Consider the following 14,574-nt stretch of genomic DNA (forward strand, 5'->3'; position numbering starts at 1 on the left):
GCAGTATTTGGTCTGACCTCCGAATAAAAGGCATATGGATCGGCTTTTAGGATACGTTTATTTCCGGGTGTATGTATTTCATATTTATAGAGTTCCCCTTCTTGTAATCCTGGTACGAACAACACCCAGATACCTGAACGCTCGATCCGTTTCATCGCATGATCTTTTCCGTCCCAATTATTAAAATTACCGACTACTGAAACTTGCTTGGCATGGGGGGCCCAAACGGTGAATCGTACTCCTTCATTACCTAATGTTGTCACAATGTGTGCCCCAAGCATTTTATAGCTTTCATAAAGGGTGCCTTCATGAAACAAATACAAATCGAAATCGCTTGGATAAATCTCTTGTAGCTGGTCAATAATTGTACTCAATAAAACCCCTCCATCAGTATTAACTCGATAGTATTTTACCCATCCTTCCCCAGTTATTATATATATTCGATGAAAATGATATTAATCCTTCAAATGGAGGTGAAGTTATTGTTATAAATAGCCGTTTTTTTGTAAATTTAAACACTTTTTTAAAGAAAAAAGACATTTATTGTAAAAATATTATTATACCAAGAAAAACTCTTCCCTTTTTTTAGGAAGAGCTTTAAGGTATCCAGTATGAATGCTTCATGTTATTTGTTCAGTTCGAATCATGGAAGTCTTCGTCAAGAATAAATAGGATAATGAGACTGACCATGCCAAAGGAGTATTCCCGTTTGGTATATTACTGCCTCCAATATATAACTCAGGAACTTCCCAATTTTCCGGAATGATCATTTTTGTTTTATCTATATATTCATTAACTTTGTTCATCATGCCAAGTTCAAGGTAGCATAAGCCCAACCATGGAAGCCCGAAACACCATTCCGCTTCTTGACCGTCATTATAATAAAGGTCCTTCTCATATCTAATGCAACCATTTGTTCTTTCTAGTCTTTCTGTGACATTCTTCAATATTTCAAGTCCTATTTCACGGTCTACCAGCCGATACGGATAAATCAACGATAAAAGGGCTAAATCCGTCTCTTTTGAATAACTTTCCCTTGGAAGCAGGAAACGAAGTGTTTCTTCTCCCTTTTTAATCAGTTCTTCCTTGACGTTTACCAGCATTTTGACTGAATTCAATCCAGCAACACATGCACCTATGCTTGAAGCGTGGATTTCTATATTTTCTTCCCACATCCCGTTATCTTCCGACTGCCAATATTGCAGGCATTCCAAGTAATTGACCAGCTTTTGGACAATTTCTAAATCACGTTGGTTTCTTATCACCTTTTTACCATGCCTATATCCTTCACCGACACCCCATAAAAAGGCACCTACCGCATCATTTTGGGCATGCCCCCACTCATCGGGCAGTTCTTTTAGCTCAGTGGAATACCTTGCATGGATATGTTCAAATAGAAACTGGGGTTTCTGCACCGTATGAATATCTATCTTCCACTCATAGGTTTGAAATAAGTCGAATAAAGCATGATATGCTTTTTCGTAACGATTGGACGGATCATTTATAAAAGGTATTACTGTATAAACGACATCCCTTATCCAGACATAATTATAATCATCGGAAACGCTTGCAGTATATGCACCATTAGGAAGCCGCATGCGATCAAGAACCTCTAGGGCACCATTAACATTCATCAATTGAACACCTCCATAGTTATTTGCTTATTCCCATTGTAGACAGACTCCCGTTTTCTAAACGTTGGTTGTTTCATTTTCAATTAGAAGCGCTTTCATTTCTGCTAACCAAAACGACCATTCAGAAGTACATTCACCCTAGTTTATGTAATCACTGGCCATTTTGATAATCAAGCTTCCAATGTTCATTAAAAAGCGTCATTTGCCTAACCGTAATGAACGATCTCAAAAAGGTGCGGTTTATGAAATATGTTCTTGGGAAATAAAAACCCAGTAATGGCAATCCATTACTGGTTATATCGGCCTATCATTAAAATGTTTAGTAATCATTAAAAGAAATTTAGTAATTTCATCAAGGAAAGCAAGCCAATCATAACCGTAGCCAATCGCTGTAAAAAGATTCGGCCAAATCCAACCCATTATCCTAAAGTGAAAAGACCTGTTCTATATGCAAAAAGCGCCGCCATTAAGGCTACTTGCTCATGCTTTAGCCAATCGATGCCCCATTCAGGAATCTGCGCATTACTAAGCAACGCCAAAAGACCGATTCTAGGTATGAAAGTCCCTATCGACGAGCCTGTTAGCAAGATCGATACTTAGGTATCCCATAAAATAGATATACAATTCTTTACTCCTTGGCAATAATTCACTATCATTGACCTCAGAAAAGCCACGCTTTTCCATTTTAGCATTATCCTGACTCATATAATTTCACCGTTGTTTTAATAAGTTTCTTCAATTGCTTTTCAGCTGGCGAAGCAGAATGGGCAACTCACTATAAATTTCGATGATCTCATTTATCGGCATTCTAACTAAACCGCTGGAAGAAGGGGCAACGAATTCCATGGTCTCATTTGATGTGGTTTCTTCTTGCAGCCCCCATGAGATTTTTCGTAATTGACGATATTCCTGATAGACACCCTTTCCTACAAAACAGACAAGTTTAGGTTTATACTTTTTTATTTTCCTTTTTAATTGTTTCCTTCCTTTTATGTACTCTTCTTTAGTGATATCGTCCGCTCCTTTTGTAGGCCTGGAAACGATATTGGTAAAACCATAACCTAAATCCAGCAATGACGAGTCTTCAGTCGGTTCATATTTCCTTGGTGTCAGCCCGGACTCGAAGAGGATTTTCCAAAAGCGATTATTTGGATTCGCATAATGATGACCAGTCTCACCTGAACGAATGCTTGGATTGAAACCTACGAACAAAATATCCAAATTTTCCTTTAAATGATCAGAGATGCCTTCCATATTAAAACTCCTTTTCAAGTTTGCTATTTAATCATTGTACAAAACTGAAAAATATTTAACTACCTTTTGAACGGTGACGGCTCCATAGTATGGGTGCATACCTGACAAATTGTATTTAGAAGACCTATTGCTCCTAAAACATTATGTTCGCCTTCACTGGACACACTGCCAGACATTAGATATGAATAGGATACCATAGTGGAGGTAAAGATTTTTTTCCAAGGAATAAACCGATTTTTCCGATGTCCCGGCATAAAGCAAAAACCTGCATGCTTTTCAAAGCTTGCAGGGATTTAAATTAAAGGATATCCGCGATTTTTTTTCATGTACTCATCGTCGGATATGACAGAAAGCTAAAGGACATTAAGAATATGGCTGAGTGCATTCAATTTGCCCAGTCATTTACTAGTAGTGATTTGAAGACCAATTGTAGGCACGGGGAGGGTTATTGGGGAAACCAAGACAAGAGAAAGACCCGTTATTTCTGGTGGAAATCACGGGTCTTTTTGTGGACGCTGAATTAGCCTCCATCAATCAAATGCCGATATCCAAACAGGCAGGGATTTAAATTCAATAGAGTAAAAGAAATAGTTCCTCCTATTATATTATGTGAAAGTGTAAATCACTCATTTGACCAGTAGGAGCTATAAATTATTGATTCTGCTTCTGTTCTAAAATCATTCAAATCTCTCCGACGGCTTACTTTAGTAAGGGGTACTATGAATTCTTATACATTGGAGTGATAAGTCTCTCGATTTTTAGGAACCCTTAAAAAGGGTAATGAATCTATTAAATAAGATCAAGATCCTTTATTAAAACCGCAGCAACTTTATAGTCGCTATTCCATTTGGCAAACGACTTTACTCGTAGGCACATACATACCTACGAGTTTATTTACGCATCGGAATTTGCAACTTGTGTACATTCGCTTCTTTCAAACTCGGGAATCAGGAAACATTCTGGCGGTGTTCGATATGATCATGTTTTCTCGCATTGGCCATTTTATTGATGGTAAGAAGAATTCCAGAAAACCATATTATCACGATGCCAGTATAGATGTATATATGGGCTTCAATCGGAATCCATGTAGCTAATAATGTTCTTACATTGATTAAGATAATGAAACCGCCCACTAAAACACCCATTAATTGAGCAGGAAGCATCCTGACGAGCCAGGCTGCAATTGGTGCGGCAACCACTCCTCCAATTATCAAAGCTACGACCCAAAGCCAATTGACAGCTTCCCATCCAAGAGAAATGATAAAGCCAAGACTTCCAAAGAAAGCAATGGCAAATTCGCTCGTATCTACAGTTCCTACAGCTTTTCTCGCCGTCATGCCTTTTTTTGACAATAAAACGGGTGTTGCAATCGGTCCCCAACCGCCTCCGCCTGTTGCATCACAAAAGCCTGCAAAAAGGCCTAACGGAATGGATTGTTTTGCGGTCAATGGCTTTACGGTTTCATTTTCCTTTGACGGTTTAAAAATAAATAAAAAGCGGAATAAAACGTATACACCAAGACCAAATAAAAATATGGCAATATACGGTTTTGCTAATTCGGCTGGCAGGTTACTCAGGAAACATGCACCTACAAATGCACCAACAGAACCTGGAATGATCAAGCGATAGACCATATTTTTATCAACGTTCCCAAACTTTATATGTGAGGCTCCGGATACTGCTGTGGTCACTACTTCCGATAAATGAACGGATGCTGATGCTACTGCAGGGGCAATCCCGAATGTCAACAATAAGGAAGTGGAACTCACACCATACCCCATTCCAAGCGAACCATCGATTAATTGGGCTAAAAACCCGATAAAGGCCAAAACGATTAACTTTTTCATGACATTCCCCTTTTTTCACTAAAATAGAACCTATATCATCGACCCGATGGTACCGTTTGCCTGTATAAATCATTTAGATTTCCTTAAGACACAAAGAGGCACCTAACCAAAATGAAATGTTGGTTAGGTGCCTTCAGTTTTTCTGATCAGCCCAATGATATATTTTCTTCAGCTTCTACTGGTAAAAGCCTAGCTAAAAAACGATATCTTTCTTTTAAGGAATATTTATAAATATCCTCTATTGAATCTTTCAATAATTTAGATTTTTCTTCTTTTGAAAATGACCCATTCTTTATAATCATTCTTGCTTCAAAAAGGAATTCAAGATATTCTTCATATGATTCATCATATACTTTACCTAGGTCATTCCGTATTTTTTTTGCGAGCGTTGGACTTGCTCCATTGGTAGAAACACTTATGGAAAGCATGCCTCTATTCAATGTGGCCGGTATATGAAAATTACCCAACTCATGATTGCTGATTACGTTAACCAACTGACTTTCGGATGCATTCTCGTATACTCGTTCGTTTACTTCAGTAGAATTGGTAGCAACAATGATTAAAAATGCATCATTATAGTCAGTTTCTTCCACTTCTTTAAGTAAGACCCGAATCTTACCTTCTTTCTCCAACACTTGAAAACCTGTGCATATTTCGGGGCTTACGACGGTAACTTCAGCACCAGCTTCCAATAAGGGGCCCGCTTTAAAGTAAGCTATTTTACCACCGCCGATGATGACACACTTTCTGTTCTCGATATTAAGCGTAATTGGATACATAGGCTCCCTCCCCACTCACTTCATGAATTCGTTCTGATATTGCTTGTTCAATCTTTGGGTGATAACCTAAATATCGGCAAAGTATGATTCTTTGCTTCCCCTTTTTTTGAATCTTTTTTATACTATTTTCAATCGACTGCATTAAGAGACCTGTAAACAATAAGTAAGGAATGATAAATACTTGGTTTGATCGAGATTCCACCGCAAATTCCAACGCTTCTCCAAAGCTTGGTGTGGCAGCTGTCAAATAACACTCTTGCACCCGGATTTTTGGAAACCTGTTCCTTAGCAAAACGGCCAATCGAGATAAATCCCTTTTCACGTCGGGGTCACTGCTGCCCCTTCCAACCAATAAAACCAAGGAATCCTCTGTAACACTTACATTTGTTTCCTCCAACCGTTCCACTAAAATGTCAACCATTTTCTCGCTGACACCAATCGGCCTTCCGTATTTCAAGACAACAGCGGGGTACCGTTCTTTCATTTTATTCAATATGACTGGAATATCATGTTTTGCATGTACAGCTGTCAGCAATAGAACTGGAATGGCCAATATGCTCGTCGCACCTTTTTGGACGCATCGTTCGTAGGCCTCTTCAATCGTAGGAGTTTCCAATTCCAAGAAGCAATACTCTTGAATGGAATATGGCTGTGCTTGCATACAAACTTTAATAAAATCAATGGCTTGGGCTGAAGCTTCTTTAACACGGCTGCCATGGCAAATATATAAAATGGCTTCCATTAAAAGGCCTCATTCGCCAACAAATTTTCGGTTTGTTTTCCTTCAAACCATTTGATTTTTTCCCGTAAATTAACGACATCCCCCACGACTATCATGCAAGGATTCGAAATTTGTTCGTAATTGGCGGTTTCCACTACTTTAGCCAACGTACTGACAGCTGTTTTTTGCGTTGTTAATGTACCCCAATGAATAAGGGCTACCGGAGTCTCCGGGCTTTTTCCATGTTCCAAAAGTTTTCCTTGAATATATGGCAGGTTTTTAACACCCATATAAATGGCTAATGTATCGATTCCTTTTGCAAGGGATTCCCACTTGATATTATCCTCTTCATCTTTTTTCCGATGACCGGTAACAATTGCAAATGATGAAGCATAGTCCCTATGTGTAACTGGAATTCCCGCATAGGCTGTAGCGGCGATTCCAGCTGTAATTCCTGGTACGATTTCAAAGCTCACGCCACTTTTGGCAAGGGCTTCCGCTTCCTCACCGCCTCTCCCAAAGACGAATGGATCGCCGCCTTTCAAACGGGTGACTATTTTTCCCTTTTTTGCATATTTAACGAGGAACCGATTGATGGTATCCTGCTGCAACAAATGATAATCCGGCAGTTTACCGCAATTAATCAGCTCGACACCGTCTTTTGCATGATTCAAAAGTTCTTTATTGACAAGTCGATCATATAAAATGACATCAGCTTCTTGGATGCATTTTAATCCTTTTAATGTAATTAAATCTGGATCTCCGGGACCGGCTCCTACTAGATATACTTTCCCCATTTTTGCATCCTGCCTTCCCTTAGAGAATTGTTTCGAATTCCGATAAAACGAAACCTGCTCCATTTTTAATTTTCCTTTTTTCATATAATGAGATGTCATCCACTTCAGGCGTTTTCAAATAATGCTTTTCCAGCTCGATATCAACAAGATCAAACGCCTTTTCATCTGAATCGGCAACAATGATGACATGAATTGGTTTTTCCTTGATAGTGACTTCAAAACGGTATAGATTCATGGAATGCTTACCTTCCCCTATTAAACGGCCACTTCCGCTAATATATCATCAAGTTTACTTTGTAATTCGTCTACCCCTACCCTTTCCACAAAGTCGAGAAAGGTTTCGGAAAGAAGTTTAGTTTCTTTGAAAAATAGGATTATTTCTTTCAAAACATGATGGAGCTTTTCAGCTTCCACTTTTCCTTTAAGCTTTTCATTGAACTTCCCGCCCTCATTCAGCGTTCCTCCAACGTATATCTCAAAAGCTTCGACCATCTTTTTATCCTGATTTTTCATTTTTATGCCTTGCAGCCCTATTTCAGCGATGGCTCTTTGACCGCAATTATTCGGACAGCCGACCATATGCATCCTTACAGGCACATCGAGATCTATTTCCTTGTCCAGTGATTCAGAAATGGTCCTCATTCGGTTTTTCGTTTCAACTAGAGCCAGGTTGCAATACTCGATGCCTGTACACGAAACGGAGTACCCAATGAATTTCTTTGGTTGATATGGAAATCTTTCGAAGATGGATTCCTGCTTTAATTCCTCAAGTTTTGCATCCGGCACATTAGGAATGATTAGATTTTGAGAATTACAGTTGCGGATTTCACCATTTCCATATTTTTTTGCAAGTTCGGCAAACTCGATCACTTCGTCTGGGTTTAGACGACCAACTGGTATATTGACGCCAACATAGTTCAGACCATCTTGCTTTTGTTTATGGATGCCGTAGAAATACCCTGCATTCCATCCCTTCACCGCACTTTCTCCCTTTTCAGGAAGCGGACCGGTGTATTCCAGCAATTTTTCCTTGAATTGTTCAGGACCCCAGTCAGCGACAAGGAATTTCAAACGTGAGCGATGACGCTTTTCACGGTACCCAAAGTCACGGAATATCGTCGTGATGGCGGCAGCCACTTCCACAGTTTTTTCAGGTAAAATGAATAAGTCAAGTTCTTCTGCCAGCATCGGAACGGAGGAAAGCCCACCCCCTACTTTTACGTAAAAACCGACTTCCGTTACTCCATCAATTACTTTAGTAGCTGGATTGAAAGAAACACAGTTGATTTCAGCATTTGAAGCATTATGGATATTGGCACTTATGGACATTTTATACTTCCTCGGAAGGTTCGAATAGTCTTCGTTAAGGCGGAAATACTCAAATACATCATAAAGTACCTCGCGCGTATCAAAAAGTTCATCAGGATCGATGCCTGCCAATGCATTACCGATGATATTACGGGTTATATCACCACAAGCTCCAGCCGTAGTCATTCCAACCTTTTCTAAACGATTCAATATATCCGGGACCTGTTCGATGGTCAGCCAATGGAATTGAATGGCTTGACGGGTTGTAATGTCATATACGTCCCTCCCGTAATCTTTAGYGATGTTAGCTAGAGTTATTTGTTGATCATAAGTCAGGATACCTCCGGGAATAACGACTCGCATCATCCAATAACCAGCTTCTTTTGGCCGTTGCAGGTATAAACCTGCCCACTTGAACATATCCCATTTCTCTTTAGGGATGGAATCAAACCCATTTGCTGCGTAATGTGGAATATCATCAAATATCTTCAAGCCGTCTTTTTCCAATTTCCAGATTTCCGTTTTATTTTTAGCGATTAGTGGATTTTCCGACCAAAATTTCTCGTAAACCATTACATTTCCTCCTTGATTAAATCGCTTTCTTTGCTGTTAAATAACCGATTACCTGTTCAACGCACTCTTCAATGCTGTATTGGTCGGATTCTAAAATGATTTCCGGTCGTTCAGGTTCTTCGTATGGAGAGTCGATTCCGGTAAAATCTTTAATGATGCCTTTACGGGCCTTGTCATAAAGCCCTTTTGGATCACGCACTTCGCACTCTTCAATCGGACACTTTATGTATACTTCAATAAACTCCCCTTCTTCGAGTAAATCACGTACAATCTGCCGATCTGCCCTGAAAGGTGATATGAAAGCGGTCAATACGAACTGCCCACTATCCACGAATAACTTGGAAACCTCACCGATCCGCCTAATATTCTCGGTTCTATCTTCTTCAGAAAAACCTAAATCTTTATTTAAGCCATGACGGATATTATCACCATCCAAAACATAACTTCGAATATTCCGATTGTATAATTCTTTAGCGACCGCGTTTGCAATCGTTGATTTTCCGGAACCCGATAGTCCTGTAAACCATAGAACCGTGCTTTCATGCCCGTTCTGCTTCCGTCGGTGCTCCTTGGTCAATGACGTCTCATGCCATGTGACATTCGTACTTTTACTCATTTGATAATCCCCCTCTTCATGTAACCTTCCATTTATGTCCAATCAGTTATAAACTTCATTTTTTTTTAGACCTTCTATCAACACCTCGATGACTTCCTTACGGCTAAAGGTAGCTGGAGGAATTTCTCCATTACGCAACATTTCCCTTACCTTCGTTCCAGACAGGATGACATGGTCTTCCTTGCCATGCGGACAAGTTTTAGCGGAAGCCATATTGCCACATGCTTTACAGTAAAAACTATGTTCAAAGAATAATAACGTGATTCCTAACTCATCTGCGTTAAAGTTCCCAAAGATTTTTTGGGCATCGTATGTGCCATAATAATCGCCCACACCCGCATGATCACGTCCGACGATAAAATGGGTGCAACCATAATTTTTACGGACCATCGCATGGAAAATGGCTTCTCTAGGTCCTGCATAACGCATGGCAGCAGGGAAAACTGCAAGGGAGACGCGATCCTTAGGATAATATTTGTCAAGCAGAACTTTATAGCTTTCCATTCTTACATCTGCCGGAATGTCATCTGATTTAGTGGCACCGACGAGAGGATTTAAGAATAAACCGTCGACGATCTCCAATGCTGTCTTTTGAATATATTCATGTGCACGGTGAACAGGGTTCCTCGTTTGGAAACCGACAACCGTTTCCCATCCTTTTTCAGCGAAAGCCTTCCTTGTCTCGACTGGGTCCAAATAATGAGCTTGAAATAGCGGACGCTCTATTCTCTTGATCAACTTTATTTCCCCGCCGACATATACATCCCCGCGGTTATATAAGTTTTTTACTCCAGGATGCTTCTCATCAGCTGTTTGATATACCAATGTCGCTTCCAATTGCTTATCTGGAGTGTAAATATCAGAAACGGAGAGAACCCCGTATGTTTCACCATCATGGGTTAATGTTACTTCTTCACCTATAGTAAGGCTTCCTGCAGTTTCTTCGGTCAAAGGCAGCGTAATCGGGATGCTCCATACATGTCCGCTGCTTAGCCTCATATCCTTTACCACTGTCTCATAGTCACTTTTTGTAAAGAATCCTTTAATCGGGCTGTAGGCACCAGTCCCTATCAATTCAAGATCGCTYAAAGCAATTTCATCGATTTCGATTGACTTCGTTATTTTACTAAAATCATATTTTGGTTCCCAAAGATCGATTAATGTTCCTCCGTGCGGTAAACTGATTGTCATGCTAATTTCCCCCTATGGTTTCTATTTATTTATGCCTATAATTTCTATTTATTTAAGATAAATGCAATCCGCATTCCGTTTTTTGAGCCCCTTGCCAACGGCCTGAGCGTAAATCATCTGCATTGAAGGCAGGTGCAGTACACGTTTTACATCCAATGCTCGGATATCCATTATCATGCAGGACATTATATGGAAGTCCATTTTTGTGGGCATAGCGCCAAACATCTTTCCATGTCCAATGTATGAGCGGGCATATTTTAACTGATTTGAACTTATTATCCTTATTGATATACTCGGTCTTAGCCCTTGTTTCGGATTGCTCCCTCCGCAGTCCCGAAAGCCAGGCTGTTGCCGATGAAAGCACATCTGTAAGCGGAACGATTTTACGGATGTTACAGCACTTATTGGAATCACTAAGCCATAATTCATCGCCATATTCCGCCGCTTGTTCCTCAAGCGTCAAGTCAGGTTTCTTCATTTCGATCAAAAGCTTCGGATATCGCTTCTTCACTTCCTCGATCAATTGGTAAGTTTCCTCAAAATGAACATCTGTATCTAGGAAAACTATTTTTGCCGAAGGATTGACCTTCGCCAATAAATCCGTAAGCACGATGCCTTCAATACCAAAACTGCAAGCATAAATCAGTTTGTCTCCATAATGGTCATTCGCCCATTGCAGTACTTCCAAAGCACCTTTTGTCTCAGTGTCTTGAGGAAATACAGGGAAGTCCCCTGTATTGAAATTTTCATAGTTTATTAATGCAGCCAACTTTGTAGCCCCCTCTAAAAACTTGCTGTATCAGGTTAGAGTAACTGTTGATCAATTCCCGTTGTAATATCCCCCGGGTTATTTGAATCTAGGAAAAAGAGACGAATCTAACCAATACTCTCTTTATATCAGTTAAACCCGCCTCTAGTTTTTCTAGTCAGCAGATACCTTATTTAATTCTTAGTTTTTCATTTCTCTCCATTTGAATGATTTTACCATCCTGGACAATAAGTGTAATGGATCCATATTTCATTGAATTAAGCATTTCTTGAAGTCGTTCAAAAATTTCTTCAAGCTGATTCTCTTTATTCAAACCAGTTCCTCCTTTAAGAAAACCCGCGAATATTTTATTTTAAATTTTTTAGATTTATATAATTCCATACAACCTTACATTGTTATGGTCTGCCTAATATTTTCACAAAAAACAAAAATCTTTCCATGATGGAAAGATCGCAAGGTAAATATCTTTACCTTATCTTCCAAAATGATCAACATTTTGTTGGAGTTAGCACCTTGCATCCATCATGCAGGTTGCCGGACTTCAAAGGGCCAATTCCCTCCGTCGCTCTGGATAAGTTTTATTATTTTAAATATTAACATATATTTAATCCTTGTCAATGGAGTTTTCTTATAAAATAACTTGGTTTAATATTATGGATGAACTGTTATTTTTATACACACTATTCAATTTATGATTTTATGTGCATATAAATACGAAAATAGACTCGTCTTTTTAGATAAAATCTCCAAAAAAATGAGTCTATTTTCATTAATAGGCCAATTATTGACGCGTGTTATTCTATAAAAATTTCTAAGGTTCCAGTCTCTTTAAGAAGGAATTAATTTATTGAAGTCATTAATTTCTTAACTGTATCGCTTCTACAAATTCTTGAACCTGACTCTGGACGCGATCAATTAGATGCAAATCATTGATCGGATTTTCTGGATTCTGTTTATCTATTTCCTTATCAACAAAATAAATCCCCTGCAGCGGCTCGCCTTTTAATATTGAAATTAATGGTTTAAGCGCATAGTCAATCGCCAATAGATGCCTGTTACTTCCACCAATCATGATTGGCAACACCGGCTTACCCTTAAAAGCACCTTCTGGCAGCAAATCAATCAATGCTTTCAATACACCTGTATAAGAAGCCTTATATACCGGTGAACCTATAACGACTCCTCTGGCTGCTTGAATTCTCTCTGAAAGCTTTGAGATATCCTCGCTATTATATTTCCCTTGGAATAAATCATCTGCTGAGAAATCCGGAATCGAGAAATAAGCTGTAGTAAATCCTGCATTTTCGACTAATGATTGAATATGTTTTAGTGAAATGTCCGTTCTTGATGGAATAGCCGGACTTCCTGATAAAATTACGATATCGCTCATTTGATACCCTCCAATGTTACAAGATTTCCAGATATAATTTTCTTAAAGCATTTCGTGAAGTATACATTTATCGTAATTGTCTGAAAAATATAAGTCAAATCTTACACTCTGGACATCTACTCTGAATGAAAAAAAGGTCATATTTACGGCTTGATGCTCATGCCCTAAATATGACCGTTTCAATATGTATGATTTTGTTTCCCATGAATACCATATACCAAAAGTTGAGCAATGCTCTTAATTCGTTCAGAAGTAAAATATGGCTCCTTTTTTTGTTGATGGATCTCATAATGTGTAGATAAAGCCAATGTGAAAGAAATGATCCCAACATTAAATAAAATAATATCAGAGATATATTGTATCTCTCCGCTATCTATTCTCTTCTGTATTTCAATATGCCTGGCATTTGGCTTGAAAATCTGATCTACATATTGCTTTGAAATATCTTGATCGAATTGTGTTTCCCTAAATAATATCGAAAACTGTTCTTTATTTTCAAGAATTTTTTTTATCATGGTAGTAACATGATTCTCCACTAGATCATCCGTGGATAGATGGCTAGTCCCATCTTCAGATTCCTCTTTTTCATTAGGGGTAATTGTAGCCAAAAGCAAATCTTTTTTGCTGTCAAAGTATTTGTAAATAGTAGCTTCGGAAACATTGCATGCAGAGGCAATTTCATTCGTTCTTGTCATGTCAAAACCTTTAGTGGCAAAAAGAGTCCGGGCTACATTTATGATTCGTTCTTTGGTTTGCTGCCCTTTTTTCAAAAATATCAACCTTCTTTTATAAAGATAAGACCGGTTTCACCCATCTATTTCCCATGATATATCGCTGGTATCAATCGGTCAATATTACCTTTGATCTATTAGAATTCAATATTCCCATATATCATAAATAGAAAACATCATCTGGTTGGGACGATTTTTTCTTAAAATCACTTAAAAGATGCATAGCCATCATCGACCATGACTACACTTCCATTGATCGCATCCGCTTCCTCTAACGATAATAGATAGACGGCATTTGCAATGGCTTCTGGCTTAATCAATTCACCGCGCATTTGACTTGCATTCAATTTATCGATGATTCCCCTGTCTTTATAACCTTGTATGATAGGAGTGTCGACCCCGCCCGGCGCAATGCCCACAACGCGTATGCCATGAGCACCCAATTCCAAAGCTGCTGTCTGTGTCATCATTCTTACAGCGCCTTTAGTCGCCTGATAGGCAAAAGTCCCATGGGAAGCTAAGTAGCCAAACACGGAAGCGGTATTTATAATGACTCCCTTGTTACCCAGTTCCTTCATTTTCCGTCCTGCTGCCATGATTCCAAAGGCCACTCCGTGCTGGTTCACCCCAATCGTTTTGTAGTAACCTTCCATATCTTGGTCTAGGATCATACCGCCCGCACCAATGCCGGCATTATTAAACATGATATCGAGCCTTCCGTATGTTTCCACTGCTTTATTGATTAACGATTCAACATCTTCCTGCTTAGAAACATCCGTTTTAACATAAATGGCCACTCCACCATTAGCTGTTATCTGATCAACGGTTTCCCGACCCATTTCTTCATTAAAATCCGCAACAACGACCTTGTCCCCTTTTGCTGCGAATTTCAGGCATGTGGCTCGGCCTATACCGCTTGCTCCCCCTGTGATAACTGCAACTCTTGCTGTCATATACATTCCCC

Annotated in this window: 18 protein-coding genes and 1 riboswitch; all 18 genes read right to left on the reverse strand. The window is 39.2% G+C overall.

The genetic code is table 11. The features are described 5' to 3' along the window. On the reverse strand, nucleotides 1-374 hold a 374-nt coding region (locus AC1DVB_RS20565), incomplete at its 3' end, for a GlgB N-terminal domain-containing protein (RefSeq protein ID WP_477590721.1). A gap of 246 nt (nucleotides 375-620) precedes the next feature. Continuing rightward, complete coding sequence (locus AC1DVB_RS20570; protein WP_477590730.1) at nucleotides 621-1,634, reverse strand: glycoside hydrolase family 15 protein; 1,014 nt, start codon at nucleotides 1,632-1,634, stop codon at nucleotides 621-623. 419 nt (nucleotides 1,635-2,053) lie between these two features. Then, complete coding sequence (locus AC1DVB_RS20575) at nucleotides 2,054-2,221, reverse strand: AzlD domain-containing protein (RefSeq protein WP_372464649.1); 168 nt, start codon at nucleotides 2,219-2,221, stop codon at nucleotides 2,054-2,056. Continuing rightward, nucleotides 2,184-2,339, reverse strand: coding sequence for a hypothetical protein (locus tag AC1DVB_RS20580; protein ID WP_230135565.1), 156 nt, complete (start codon nucleotides 2,337-2,339; stop codon nucleotides 2,184-2,186). The genes AC1DVB_RS20575 and AC1DVB_RS20580 overlap by 38 nt, the downstream gene beginning before the upstream one ends. A 30-nt stretch (nucleotides 2,340-2,369) precedes the next feature. Further along, nucleotides 2,370-2,888 (reverse strand): mismatch-specific DNA-glycosylase, encoded by a 519-nt coding sequence (locus tag AC1DVB_RS20585; RefSeq protein ID WP_098864579.1) that lies wholly within the window; start codon nucleotides 2,886-2,888, stop codon nucleotides 2,370-2,372. Nucleotides 2,889-3,835: 947 nt separating this feature from the next. Continuing rightward, nucleotides 3,836-4,735, reverse strand: a complete 900-nt coding sequence (locus AC1DVB_RS20590; protein ID WP_034306930.1) for a sulfite exporter TauE/SafE family protein — start codon at nucleotides 4,733-4,735, stop codon at nucleotides 3,836-3,838. A 146-nt stretch (nucleotides 4,736-4,881) separates the two neighbouring features. Beyond that, on the reverse strand, nucleotides 4,882-5,514 hold the full coding sequence (locus tag AC1DVB_RS20595) for an NAD(P)-binding protein (protein ID WP_052137252.1): 633 nt from the start codon (nucleotides 5,512-5,514) through the stop codon (nucleotides 4,882-4,884). Further along, entirely contained in the window at nucleotides 5,495-6,256 is a 762-nt protein-coding gene (locus AC1DVB_RS20600) for a sirohydrochlorin chelatase (protein WP_230135567.1), read from the reverse strand. Before AC1DVB_RS20600 ends, AC1DVB_RS20595 begins: the two co-directional genes overlap by 20 nt. Further along, the gene (cobA, locus tag AC1DVB_RS20605; protein WP_095679685.1) at nucleotides 6,256-7,032 is read right to left on the reverse strand and encodes a uroporphyrinogen-III C-methyltransferase; all 777 of its coding nucleotides are present in this window, start codon (nucleotides 7,030-7,032) and stop codon (nucleotides 6,256-6,258) included. The genes AC1DVB_RS20600 and cobA overlap by 1 nt, the downstream gene beginning before the upstream one ends. 19 nt (nucleotides 7,033-7,051) lie before the next feature. After that, nucleotides 7,052-7,267 (reverse strand): DUF3906 family protein, encoded by a 216-nt coding sequence (locus tag AC1DVB_RS20610; RefSeq protein WP_057277557.1) that lies wholly within the window; start codon nucleotides 7,265-7,267, stop codon nucleotides 7,052-7,054. Between the two features lie 20 nt (nucleotides 7,268-7,287). After that, on the reverse strand, nucleotides 7,288-8,913 hold the full coding sequence (locus AC1DVB_RS20615; RefSeq protein ID WP_477590725.1) for a nitrite/sulfite reductase: 1,626 nt from the start codon (nucleotides 8,911-8,913) through the stop codon (nucleotides 7,288-7,290). Between the two features lie 16 nt (nucleotides 8,914-8,929). Continuing rightward, nucleotides 8,930-9,529 (reverse strand): adenylyl-sulfate kinase, encoded by a 600-nt coding sequence (gene cysC, locus AC1DVB_RS20620; RefSeq protein ID WP_098185935.1) that lies wholly within the window; start codon nucleotides 9,527-9,529, stop codon nucleotides 8,930-8,932. A gap of 42 nt (nucleotides 9,530-9,571) precedes the next feature. Beyond that, nucleotides 9,572-10,720 carry a sulfate adenylyltransferase gene (gene sat, locus AC1DVB_RS20625; RefSeq protein WP_057277555.1) on the reverse strand — a complete coding sequence of 383 codons (1,149 nt, stop codon included), beginning with the start codon at nucleotides 10,718-10,720 and terminating at the stop codon, nucleotides 9,572-9,574. A gap of 52 nt (nucleotides 10,721-10,772) precedes the next feature. Beyond that, complete coding sequence (locus AC1DVB_RS20630; RefSeq protein WP_098864584.1) at nucleotides 10,773-11,489, reverse strand: phosphoadenylyl-sulfate reductase; 717 nt, start codon at nucleotides 11,487-11,489, stop codon at nucleotides 10,773-10,775. 169 nt (nucleotides 11,490-11,658) lie between these two features. After that, entirely contained in the window at nucleotides 11,659-11,802 is a 144-nt protein-coding gene (locus AC1DVB_RS20635; protein ID WP_082609336.1) for a YezD family protein, read from the reverse strand. Between the two features lie 156 nt (nucleotides 11,803-11,958). Continuing rightward, nucleotides 11,959-12,067, reverse strand: a riboswitch (SAM riboswitch). A 278-nt stretch (nucleotides 12,068-12,345) separates the two neighbouring features. Continuing rightward, nucleotides 12,346-12,879 (reverse strand): NADPH-dependent FMN reductase, encoded by a 534-nt coding sequence (gene ssuE, locus AC1DVB_RS20640; protein WP_477590728.1) that lies wholly within the window; start codon nucleotides 12,877-12,879, stop codon nucleotides 12,346-12,348. A gap of 179 nt (nucleotides 12,880-13,058) precedes the next feature. Beyond that, nucleotides 13,059-13,649 (reverse strand): TetR/AcrR family transcriptional regulator, encoded by a 591-nt coding sequence (locus AC1DVB_RS20645; RefSeq protein ID WP_230137285.1) that lies wholly within the window; start codon nucleotides 13,647-13,649, stop codon nucleotides 13,059-13,061. Between the two features lie 167 nt (nucleotides 13,650-13,816). Beyond that, entirely contained in the window at nucleotides 13,817-14,563 is a 747-nt protein-coding gene (locus AC1DVB_RS20650) for an SDR family NAD(P)-dependent oxidoreductase (RefSeq protein ID WP_186442118.1), read from the reverse strand. Nucleotides 14,564-14,574: the final 11 nt, after the last annotated feature.

The organism is Peribacillus sp. P4_D6, from assembly GCF_056401795.1.

Excerpts from the sequence above, each read along its gene's own strand:
- AC1DVB_RS20570 (WP_477590730.1), bottom strand. The coding sequence starts at position 1,634 with ATGAATGTTAATGGTGCCCTAGAGGTTCTTGATCGCATGCGGCTTCCT.
- AC1DVB_RS20580 (WP_230135565.1), bottom strand. The coding sequence starts at position 2,339 with ATGAGTCAGGATAATGCTAAAATGGAAAAGCGTGGCTTTTCTGAGGTC.
- AC1DVB_RS20585 (WP_098864579.1), bottom strand. The coding sequence starts at position 2,888 with ATGGAAGGCATCTCTGATCATTTAAAGGAAAATTTGGATATTTTGTTC.
- AC1DVB_RS20590 (WP_034306930.1), bottom strand. The coding sequence starts at position 4,735 with ATGAAAAAGTTAATCGTTTTGGCCTTTATCGGGTTTTTAGCCCAATTA.
- AC1DVB_RS20595 (WP_052137252.1), bottom strand. The coding sequence starts at position 5,514 with ATGTATCCAATTACGCTTAATATCGAGAACAGAAAGTGTGTCATCATC.
- AC1DVB_RS20600 (WP_230135567.1), bottom strand. The coding sequence starts at position 6,256 with ATGGAAGCCATTTTATATATTTGCCATGGCAGCCGTGTTAAAGAAGCT.
- cobA (WP_095679685.1), bottom strand. The coding sequence starts at position 7,032 with ATGGGGAAAGTATATCTAGTAGGAGCCGGTCCCGGAGATCCAGATTTA.
- AC1DVB_RS20610 (WP_057277557.1), bottom strand. The coding sequence starts at position 7,267 with ATGAATCTATACCGTTTTGAAGTCACTATCAAGGAAAAACCAATTCAT.
- cysC (WP_098185935.1), bottom strand. The coding sequence starts at position 9,529 with ATGAGTAAAAGTACGAATGTCACATGGCATGAGACGTCATTGACCAAG.
- ssuE (WP_477590728.1), bottom strand. The coding sequence starts at position 12,879 with ATGAGCGATATCGTAATTTTATCAGGAAGTCCGGCTATTCCATCAAGA.
- AC1DVB_RS20650 (WP_186442118.1), bottom strand. The coding sequence starts at position 14,563 with ATGACAGCAAGAGTTGCAGTTATCACAGGGGGAGCAAGCGGTATAGGC.